Origin of the sequence: Bacillus sp. JJ1533, from assembly GCF_036965045.1 — a bacterium.
Lineage (GTDB): Bacteria > Bacillota > Bacilli > Bacillales > Bacillaceae_L > Ferdinandcohnia.
The window spans coordinates 97,415-107,880 of sequence record NZ_JBALOV010000001.1; the positions used below are offsets into that span (position 1 = coordinate 97,415).

General features: G+C 36.3%; 9 protein-coding genes and 1 pseudogene. 1 reads left to right on the plus strand and 9 read right to left on the minus strand.

Annotated elements, in window-relative coordinates; all coding sequences use genetic code 11:
* Positions 1–59: 59 nt before the first annotated feature.
* Positions 60–1,253: a NupC/NupG family nucleoside CNT transporter gene (locus tag V7138_RS00460; protein ID WP_335393203.1), complete on the plus strand. Its 1,194-nt coding sequence runs from the start codon at positions 60–62 to the stop codon at positions 1,251–1,253.
* Positions 1,254–1,364: 111 nt separating this feature from the next.
* On the opposite strand, the gene V7138_RS00465 is transcribed toward V7138_RS00460, so the two are convergent.
* The 9 genes and pseudogenes from V7138_RS00465 to V7138_RS00505 form a co-directional block, all read right to left on the minus strand.
* Complete coding sequence (locus V7138_RS00465; protein WP_335393205.1) at positions 1,365–1,826, minus strand: DUF1259 domain-containing protein; 462 nt, start codon at positions 1,824–1,826, stop codon at positions 1,365–1,367.
* Between the two features lie 201 nt (positions 1,827–2,027).
* The gene (locus V7138_RS00470; protein ID WP_335393227.1) at positions 2,028–4,364 is read right to left on the minus strand and encodes an ABC transporter permease; all 2,337 of its coding nucleotides are present in this window, start codon (positions 4,362–4,364) and stop codon (positions 2,028–2,030) included.
* Between the two features lie 10 nt (positions 4,365–4,374).
* A complete protein-coding gene (locus V7138_RS00475; RefSeq protein ID WP_335393207.1) occupies positions 4,375–5,136 on the minus strand; it encodes an ABC transporter ATP-binding protein in 762 nt (253 codons plus the stop codon).
* 133 nt (positions 5,137–5,269) lie between these two features.
* Positions 5,270–6,535, minus strand: coding sequence for a HAMP domain-containing sensor histidine kinase (locus V7138_RS00480; RefSeq protein WP_335393209.1), 1,266 nt, complete (start codon positions 6,533–6,535; stop codon positions 5,270–5,272).
* On the minus strand, positions 6,532–7,221 hold the full coding sequence (locus tag V7138_RS00485; RefSeq protein ID WP_335393211.1) for a response regulator transcription factor: 690 nt from the start codon (positions 7,219–7,221) through the stop codon (positions 6,532–6,534). Before V7138_RS00485 ends, V7138_RS00480 begins: the two co-directional genes overlap by 4 nt.
* A gap of 200 nt (positions 7,222–7,421) precedes the next feature.
* Positions 7,422–8,192 (minus strand): SDR family NAD(P)-dependent oxidoreductase, encoded by a 771-nt coding sequence (locus tag V7138_RS00490; protein ID WP_335393213.1) that lies wholly within the window; start codon positions 8,190–8,192, stop codon positions 7,422–7,424.
* 436 nt (positions 8,193–8,628) lie between these two features.
* A pseudogene (locus V7138_RS00495) lies at positions 8,629–9,347 on the minus strand (urease accessory protein UreH domain-containing protein).
* Positions 9,348–9,417: 70 nt separating this feature from the next.
* Positions 9,418–10,242 carry an urease accessory protein UreD gene (locus V7138_RS00500; protein WP_335393215.1) on the minus strand — a complete coding sequence of 275 codons (825 nt, stop codon included), beginning with the start codon at positions 10,240–10,242 and terminating at the stop codon, positions 9,418–9,420.
* Between the two features lie 3 nt (positions 10,243–10,245).
* On the minus strand, positions 10,246–10,466 hold a 221-nt coding region (locus tag V7138_RS00505; RefSeq protein WP_335393217.1), incomplete at its 5' end, for a GTP-binding protein.

The following is a 10,466-nucleotide window of genomic DNA, read 5'->3' on the forward strand; positions in this document are numbered from 1 at the left end:
AAGTTATACCTCTAACAACAATAAGGGTCGTCTATGGAGCTATTATAAGGAGGTTATTCATGGATATTTTATATGGTTTATTATCCCTTGTAGGGTTACTAATTATAGCTTGGCTTCTTAGTAAAAATAAGAAAGCCATCAAATGGCGTACGATTATAGTAGGTGTATTGTTAGAAGGGATTTTTGTTTACTTTATGCTTAATGTTCCCCTTGGCCGTTGGGTTCTTACAAATGCTGCCCAAGGCGTTCAACATGTCCTAAACTATAGTCAAGAAGGTATTGAATTCTTATTTGGTGGTTTTTTTGCAGAAGGAACGAATGTAGGATTTGTTTTCGCTATCCAAGTATTATCTGTTATTATTTTTATCTCTGCATTGGTTTCTGCTCTGTACTATTTACGGATCATCCCTGTGGTTGTACGCGGACTCGGCTGGATTGTTGGTAAAGTATTTGGTACCACACGTGTTGAATCTTTTAATACAGTTGCCAATACAATGTTAGGTGTTGTAGAATCCCCGTTATTAATCAAGCCTTATCTCTCAAAACTTACACGTTCAGAGTTATTCACCGTTATGGTTGGGGGCACAGCTTCAGCAAGTGGTGCCATTCTCTTATCATACGCTCAAATGGGTATTGACATTAGGTATTTACTCATCTCCGTTTTTTCTGTACCATTTGTCGCAATTGTTATGTCCAAAATCATGGAGCCTGAAACAGAAATATCTGAAACCAATGAAGATGTCAAAATGGAACAGGCTGGACACACAAATATTTTCGAAGCTATATCCGAAGGAGCTGTGAGTGGTGTAAAGCTTGCTGCTAGCATTGGTGGTCTGCTTATTGCGTTCATCAGTTTATTAGCTCTCGCAGATGGCATTTTAGGCATCATCGGAACGGATTTAGCAACGATATTTGGTTATGTATTCTATCCTTTTGCTTTACTTGTTGGAATTCCAGTTGAAGATGCTTTCCGTGCCGCTTCCATTATCGGCACAAAGATTACAGCCAATGAACTAATTGCCTATCAGGATCTCCTTAAATTACAAGGAGAACTAAAACCACAAACAGTTGCAATATTAACTGTTGCATTGTGTAACTTCGCGAACCTATCATCAATTGGACAATTAATTGTAGGTCTTGGTTCATTAGCACCATCAAAGAAGAAACAAATTGCATCAATGAGTTTTAAAGCCATTATTGCCGGCACTTTAGCAAGCTTTATTACAGCTATTTTCGTAAATATGTTTATATAAAAAGTAGAAATAAATGTGGTATTGATTCTGACCAACCTAAGAAGGGCCTTCCCCCAGTAGTATAAGATGTCGGGGCTAGGTCCTTTAATAGAGGCGCTATTCATCATTCCATTACTTTTGTTGTGCCACTTCTATGGCCGACTTAACGGTTTGGGCAAGTGATTCAGGGTCTCCCTTACTTTGAAAATGAAGATAAAGAACCTGGGGGCGCTCAAACCAATGGTTATGTACGGCTGAAATTTGTATATCCCCTTTACGCAATGCATCAATTACAGGGTTTACTTCTTGAGGAAGTAGCGCAAACTCTCCTAAAACAATTGTTGCATCTCCAGTCCTTTCAAAATTAGCGGTAAGTGAAAGGCCCATCATTTCAGGAGAGAGCTTTGCTCCCTCTATCGAAACGTTAAGATTTTTACGACTTATTTCCACTTTACAAACTTTGTCCATCTGCTTTACATGGTCACCAAAAAGATTCTTAAACAAAAGACATTGATTGTCTGTTACTCCATATGATTTATTAGCCGGACTTATTAAGAACAAGCCTAACATGAGAATTGAAAATATTTTTTTCAAATTTAATCTTCCTCCTTTGTTATTTTATTCTGTACAAAACAAGGACATTCAACTCGAACAAAAAGCGGCAGAAGAACAAACACTACTTTTGTCTTCTGCCGCTTTATTCTTTAGGAACTTTTCAGTTTGCCCCCATCCTTTGTGAGGTAATTCAATTATATTTACTTAGATCCCTCAGGTCATCGTATCGTTTCATGTGTACTATTCTGTAATTAAACCATACGCAGAAATCTTTTTAATTCTATGCGATACAAACATTGAAACAATGTAAGCTAATACAAGAATACCTACACAAATCATAAGAATAGTAGGTAGATGAATGATAAAATCTAGCCTTTTAACTCCTGCATTTGATAATAATACGGAAAGCATAGGATTGGTGAAGTAATAGCCAAGGATACCACCGATTGCCACACCCGTTATAACGACAGGCAGAAAACTAATAGATATTTGATTCATGAGTTGTATCGTTGAATAGCCTAGTGCTTTCATGACACCGAACTCTTTCTTACGCTTAATAATCATCGTTTTGATAACCAGATACAAAATCAGCACAACGATTAGAACAGTAATTGTCAAAACCATTACCATAACAGCTAACACTGCAGCTGTATACATACCTGTTTGGTTCTCTATGTTTTCGTCAATATCCAATGTTTCGATTACAGAGTCCCCGTATTGTATCTGGACGTTGTTGAGAAAGTCTTTGTTCGATATACCATCTAGATACACATAAAGTGTCGTACCTTTATAGTCTGCTTGTAATTGTTGAATACCTTCCATTGTTAAAGCTGCAACCTGTCCTAAATTACCAATTGATTGACTGAGACCCGTTACTAAGTACCTTTTTGCTTCAGGTCCATATTCTACTTCAACCGTATCCCCGATTCCTTTATTAATTTGTTCGGATACTACCCAAGAAATGGATATTTCATTTTCAAACTTTGGTTGCCGACCTTCATAGACGATATCATTTTCTAACTCACTATAATGATCAGTAACATTTGTATATACGGTTTGACCATCAATTTGGGTAGTAAGTAAGTCAAATACATTTACTTTCCTTACATGGTCCATTTGTTCAATATTTCTCAACAATTCACGTGTATCTGTATCAGGCTTAACAGCAACTAGTACATTCGCAGGTTCTGAACCGAATAAGTTAACAAAAGCGGTTTTATCTGAAGCGACGTTGTAATAAAGGACCATTGAAAAAATGGAAGCAAACGTTAAGGCAATTATAATTACTAGAATCATTATATTTTGTTTAGCATTTGCAAGCATCGATTTAATCGCAAGTATGAAGTGAAGACCGCCTTTCGTGTTTGCCAAGGGGAAGTAATTTTTTCTAAAACTGTGCGTTTGAATCCCTCCACGAAGTGCAGCAACAGGTAAAATTTTTCGAACACGAAAGGCAGACAGTATCGTAACAATTACGACAGATAAAATAACAAGGAAAATACTAAGTAAATTCATGATAAGATCAAAGCTTTGAACCCATACTAAGCCAGATAAGGATGAAATAATTCCTCCGATAAATGGCATTAGACCATATGACAATGCAACTCCTCCTACACTTGCACTAAGAGCAATTAAGATAAACTGTAGGATGATGGATGAAAGAATTTGCCCGCTTGTATAGCCGATTGCTTTAAGGGTTCCGATATTTGCCATTCCATCTTCAATACTATTTGAAACACGAAATCGAATGACAATAAGTGATACAAGCACAATAATGGCTGCAAATATGACCAGTATTGTCGCCACAATATTTATAGTCAACGTGCTTACGCTTTTCACCAATTCAATATCTAATCCCCAAATATATGAAGTCGTTTCTCCTACCATTGATTGCGGAAATTTCTTCGTGAAATCATTTAGTACCTTAGAAGATTGAGTTTTGTCCTCCATCACTGCAGACAGGATTATCCCTTTTGATTGATCGTTGAGATTGTCTGCTAAGGATTGATAGGATGGTTCTGGTAGCATAAATTTCATAACTCCGATGTTAGTTGTCCCCATGAGCGTGGTTTCTAAGAATCCAGCAATTCGATATTCATACTCTTTTTCTTGATATGTAATGGTAAAGTCATCACCTAATTCAAACCCTCCATTTGTTTTAAAACTGTAAGGCACATAAATGTCATTTGAACTCGTTGTAATAAGTTGTTCACTCAACTTTAGCGGTCCAATACTGCGATTGCTATCTGCATTAAAAATCGCGACACTACTCGTTAATTCACTGCTGCCATAATTAAATTTAGCAATGTTCATAAAAACAATCTCTTCTGTCTCTGTCTCTGTTACACCAGAATAGTTTATTAGAAACTCTTCATAAGTTGAATGATAACTAGCTTGATCCATCATAATCGTTACATGAGGATCTTTTAATTCTTCAACCTTATTATCAAAAAATGGATTGATTTGAGTAATAACCATTAGACCAATATTTAGTAGAAGTGCAGCAACCAAAATAAAGATAAATAAAGAAATGGTAGCAGTTTTACTTTTTCTGAGATTTGCCATAGCTAGATTCATTATCTTCACCTTACCACCCCATTTCAGCAAGGAACGTCTTCAGTTTTTCATGGCGTTCAACATTCTCATGGTCGCTATATGCACCTAGCTGCAAGTCCCCGCAAATGACACCATCCTTCAAATAAAGAATTCGATTTCCGCGCAATGCCGTTTTTAAATCATGGGTTACCAAGACAATACTTTGTCCATTACGATTCACATCTGTGAATACATCTAAAACACGGTCACTAGATGTAGAGTTTAATGCACCAGTTGGTTCATCTGCAAATACTATTTTCGGGTTGTTAATGATTGCTCTAGTAATTCCAACTCGCTGGGCCTCACCACCAGAAAGCTGGGCTGGAAATTTAGACCATGTGTTTTCATTGATCCCTACTTGTAGTAATAATTGCTTCGCTGTTTTAACAATTTTGCGCTTATTTTTATTTACTAAAAGCCCACTTGCCAGTATATTATCAAGTACACTCATATTGTCTAGTAAATAAATTTGTTGGAATACAAAGCCACAATTCTTTCTTCTAAAAATCGCAAGTTGGTCATTGTTTAATGAAGCTATATTTTTTCCAGCAAAATCGATTTCACCTAATGTTGGTTTATCCATACCACTAATTGCATAAAGCAGAGTGGATTTCCCAGATCCTGAACTACCCATGATGATTGTAAAATCCCCTTCTACTAAACGGATATCTAGATTCTTTAAAACATGTTGCTGAATACCACCGCTAGAAAAAGATTTACAAAGCTTCTCCGTTCGGATAATTATTTTCGTCATGATTGATTGACATCCCCCTTTATCACATTCATATATCAAGCAAAATAAAAAGACCGTAATGAAGATTACAGTCTTATCATACAAAATCAATTCTTATTAAATCTTTGCGCAATTCTTAACTAATTCTTAATTATTATGCAAGCTTGATTTTTAAAACGACGGTAAAACCATCTTCTCGGTTGAGACAGTCAATTTGTCCACCCATATTTTCCATAAAGTATTTCGATATATACAAACCAAGGCCCGAACCATTCTTTCCTTCAACATTTTGGCCACGGAAGTATTTGTTGAACAGTAGAGGTATTTCCTCTTCACTCATTCCAGGTCCAAAATCTTGAATTAGGAGTTCAAGGTAACCCTGATGGAGTTGTGATTTTATCATAACCTTTGTCCCTGCATATTTATATGAATTACTTATAATATTATCGATCACTTGCTGCATACGTAGGGTGTCTATTAAAAGAATACATGGTGGAATTGGGCCGCAGACAATTCGGTGATCATAATTGACATTTTCAATCATATCAGCCAGTACTTCGCTCGATTCTTCGGTTACGGTTAGTTTTAACTGTTGCAGTTCTTCTAACGTGGCATGAAACATATCAGTAATAAGCAGGTTAATTTGATCTGCCTTTGAATAGATTGTATTCACTTGCTTAATGACCTTATCATCTTTTGCCTGCATCAGCATTAATTCGCTCACTGCTTTGATAGAAGCGACGGGCGTCTTAATATCGTGGCTTAATGTAGCAACAAGCTCCTTCTTACTGAGGTTGGATTCATACTCTCTTTGACGTGAAGTTTCAAGTTCATCACGTAATAAATCAAAGCTTTCCGTGAACGCACCAAAGTAATTATTCTTTTCCATATTCAGTGGAATATCTAGATTTCCCCTAGCCACATTCGTTGCAAAATATTGTAGTTGCCGAAATGGCTTCAATAACGTTTTGTAAATATAAATCAGATAAAATAGGATAACAATCATGATTAGGCCAAATATCACACATACGGTTGTGACCAGTTCATTTTTCATCTGTTGCACGATTTCTTGTTCGTTATTTTGAAGAATTATTTTCCCGACAATCTCGTTCTCTTGCTTAAGATCGATAATCGTGTCTCTATTTTTTATGGCATTATATAAGTCAATAAAATGATGATCGGGTGTTTGATAAATCGCGTTCCCTAAGTGGTCGATAATAGAAAACGGTTGTGTTATATCGGTGTTTTGAAAGGTTTCTTTAGAGATTTGTCCCCAATTTTGTTCGGTCGTTTTAACGAGATCATTGGTGGCAACAAGATCCACTTCTGAAAAATTATTATTCTTTATAACTATTATGGAGAAGACAATGCCCACACTAAAAATAACAAGAATCGTCACAATGAGCAATTTTATTCTCATTGCCCGCTATCCTCTAAAACATAACCTGTTCCCCATACCGTTTTAATAAATTGTGGGTCCTTAGGATTCCTTTCAATTTTCTCACGCAAATGACGAATATGTACATTTAGGGTTCCATCCCCGACGAAAGAATCGCCCCATACGTTTTGAAACAATTCATCTTTTGTGATAATTCGATTTTTATTTTTCGCCAAGTAAGACAATAGCTTATATTCCATTGTTTTTAGTTGAATATCAACACCATTTACTCGTACACGTTGCATCTTTGTATCTATTTGGATCTGTCCAAACTCTAAAACCTCTGGTTGGTTGCTAGAACCACTGCCAAATCTTTTGAGAACTGCTTTTACTTTTGCTAGTAAAATACTAAGTGTATAAGGTTTTTGAATGTAATCGTCTCCTCCTATGTTCAGGGCAATGAGAATATCATCATCGCTCGAACGTGCACTGATAAATAGAATTGGAATTTGTGTAGTTTGGCGTAATTTTTTGCATAGATCAAACCCCGATTCATTACCTAGATTGATGTCTAGTAGAATCACCGCTGGTTCATTATCTTGCAAAAAACGTTCACACTCATCCGCACTTGTCACAAATGCCGTTTTGACTTCAAACATATTAAAATATTCACAAGTTGTTTCAGCTAATGCAATCTCATCATCAACAATTAAACAATCCAATATCATCGTTAATCTCCTAGAAAAAGATTATCCTACTTTAGTAACAGGATTATTAACAGTATACATTAGATTTGATTAGCAATTGTAAATTTTGTGGCTATTTATTTAATAAGGATTTGTACAAATGTGGTTCTGACAACAGCGAGTACAAAAAAACAGCCAGAGAAAACGTTGCGTTTTCCACTGGCTGTTTTCCTATATTTGACTTAAACGTTATATAAAGCACCATCGATAGTAAATGAAGATGAACTTACATAAGAAGCTTCGTCTGAAAGAAGGAATGCAATGACGTTAGCAACCTCTTCAGGTTCACCGTAGCGTTTCATAGGTACTGCATCGTTATAAGCTGATTGTGCCGCTTCTGCTGCACCTGGTGCTACATTTGATTCAATTTTACGCATCATTTGAGTATTAATAACACCTGGGTTCACTGTGTTTACACGCACGTTAAATGGTGCTGCCTCTAAAGCCGCCACTTTATTAATACCCATTACAGCATGTTTCGATGAGTTATACAAGATCATGCTTGGTGAACCAATTAAACCTGCTACTGAAGACGTATTAACGATTGAACCAGATTTTTGTTCTTTCATTACTGGCAATACGTATTTAAGACCAAAAAGTACACCCTTTACGTTAATTCCATAAACAAAATCAAAATCTTTTTCTGTTACTTCTTCAAGTGGTTTAGCTGGACCTTCAACACCAGCATTATTTACAAAACCGTCAATGTGGCCAAACTTTGAAATAGTTTGCTCTACATAATTTTTAACATTCTCTTCATTTGAAACATCCGCTTTTACTACTAAGCTATTTTCTTCTGTTAAACCAAGCTCAGCTTGTACAGCATTGATTGCGTCTTCATTTAAATCAACTAATACAACGTTAGCTTTTTCGTTCGCTACTTTACGTACTACTTCTTTCCCAATACCGCCTGCTGCACCTGTAACGATGACTACTTTACCTTCAAAATTCATTTTAAACTCTCCCTATTCATTCGGATTAGTTGCAAAATAATCTCGAATTTATTTATCTTTATATCAAGATAATAATTTAATTATATTCCTAAAATAAATGCAAATCAAGAAATTAGGCTTCACGTCAATTTTTGTTATTTATTCCCCTGGTATCATACGAAAAAACCATATGACATATCCAAAAAGGAATGTAATATGGTTTCTTCATAACTCTATTAGTCTAATTCATAATAACTGCAAACAACTTGTCCAACAGCTTTAGCCGCTACAAGAAGTGCATCCTCATCTATATCGTATTTAATCAAACCCGGGATGAAATAAAACCATACCAAAAATCGATATTTTCAGAGATTAGTCTTTTGGGGTTACAATTTTAATATCTTAAAAATCTTATTATCCTCGTAATAAAGCTACAACTTACTAGGTATCCAAATCCTTAAACCCAAAGGTTCAATAATCCTTCATTGATCCCTAAATTATAAATATAGTATATACCAAAAACAGTACTGATTACCCCTGTTAATAATCCGAACGTCCCGCTTACTGTTCTACGTTTCTTGCTCAAAACAAACGGAATTCCAATGATGGTGGTAAATAAAAGCATACCAATGACCGTTCCTACACCAAAAATAAGGATAAAGATTGATGCATCCCCAACACCGTTTACAGTACCCATCGTCAATAGAACCATGGCTCCGCTTCCTGCTAGTCCATGGACAAAGCCGATAAACATGGACCCCAAATACGAAGTGCTTGTACGCTTGTTTTGATGCTCATGTCTCCCACTATTTTGGTGGAGATGGTCATGTGTATGTTCTTCTCCTTCATGTGAGTGTTTATGTATAAAAGTATTTTTGAAAGAAAGAATCGTTCTCACCCCAAGGTAAACTAGCATGATTCCAACAAAAAATTCTAAAGACATGGCCCACTTTTCGGGTATTTCGTTCTTCATAAGGATGACGACAAGACAAGACCGACTAGAAACAGTGTTACAGTATGTCCAATTCCCCAAAATACTCCCGCCAAAGACGCGTTCCACAACTTTTTACTTTGGCTCGCGATTGTTGATACTGCAATAACGTGGTCAGGTTCAATCGCATGCCTTATTCCTAAAATGAAACCTAGGGCCAAAACTGAAAAAAAAGTAACCTCCATCAGATTTCTCCTCCATTTTTCTTTACTTGTTAATAACCCAGCAATTATACGAATTGCTGGGTTATCAACATTAATATTTTCTTAGTAAGCTGGGGGTTTTGTTAAACCATTCTCGGCTAATTATATGATGAAATTCAGAAAATATATTTTCAATCGTCTGTGTTTTATTTGCTAACACCCGTACCGTGAATCCTGGGATTGGTAAAGATGACAGTCCCACTTTATATTCCTTTGTATTTTTATCGATGGCCTGATATAAACGGTCAAGGAGGGTATGATTGGCTTTTTCATCAATCACTATCAAAGACCCCAAATGTGAATAGCCTTCCATCAGACCGAGCTTCTCCATATTCTGCATAGCTGGATTTAGTTTGATATGATCATATACTACCAATTCATTTTCCATATAGATTTCATTGATTAGCTGAAGTATATCGTAACTAAACATTACCCCGTGAGGAGACCATCCAGGAGTAATAATATCCGAGTAAAAAAGAGAGGTCCCTTTCTCCATATAGATTACATTCTTTTGTTTATATCGTGCATCCTGATAACCAATGAGCGGATCGGGAATATACTCAAGGTAGCTTCCTTCTTTAAGGTGAATTTCCGTTTCCTGATAGGCATATGTTTTTGGTGTCTTGTATATTTTTGTGGCTGACTGTGTGGTTAATGTCAGCTTCGCTTGTTTTTCTAACGAAATCTTGAGTTGATAGCGGTCTCCATCCAGATAGCCACCGCCTGGATTTAAAAGATAATAACAGACTTGTCCAGAGTCATCATGATAGATTGGACGCATAACTTTAAACGCGCCTTGAAAGTAAACATTCTTTGCGACGGTCTTTCCATTCCGTTCCTCAGCATCTATACGCAAAACTCCTGTCCAGTCCTGCATTTTTTATTCCAACCCTTTTAAAAGTGCATTTTTTTTGATCCAATCTATAACCTGTTCAAGACCTTCGTCGGTTTTTAAATTGGTGAAAAAAAATGGCTTATCACCGCGGAACACTTTTGTATCGGATGCCATAACATCTAGATTTGCCCCGACTAAAGGAGCCAAATCTGTTTTATTGATGATAAACAGGTCAGACTTAATCATCCCTTGTCCACCTTTACGAG

What these genes read in the sequence shown, in the direction of transcription:
- V7138_RS00460 (WP_335393203.1), top strand. Translation starts at nt 60, where the DNA reads ATGGATATTTTATATGGTTTATTATCCCTTGTAGGGTTACTAATTATA.
- V7138_RS00480 (WP_335393209.1), bottom strand. Translation starts at nt 6,535, where the DNA reads ATGAGAATAAAATTGCTCATTGTGACGATTCTTGTTATTTTTAGTGTG.
- V7138_RS00475 (WP_335393207.1), bottom strand. Translation starts at nt 5,136, where the DNA reads ATGACGAAAATAATTATCCGAACGGAGAAGCTTTGTAAATCTTTTTCT.
- V7138_RS00470 (WP_335393227.1), bottom strand. Translation starts at nt 4,364, where the DNA reads ATGAATCTAGCTATGGCAAATCTCAGAAAAAGTAAAACTGCTACCATT.
- V7138_RS00490 (WP_335393213.1), bottom strand. Translation starts at nt 8,192, where the DNA reads ATGAATTTTGAAGGTAAAGTAGTCATCGTTACAGGTGCAGCAGGCGGT.
- V7138_RS00485 (WP_335393211.1), bottom strand. Translation starts at nt 7,221, where the DNA reads ATGATATTGGATTGTTTAATTGTTGATGATGAGATTGCATTAGCTGAA.
- V7138_RS00500 (WP_335393215.1), bottom strand. Translation starts at nt 10,242, where the DNA reads ATGCAGGACTGGACAGGAGTTTTGCGTATAGATGCTGAGGAACGGAAT.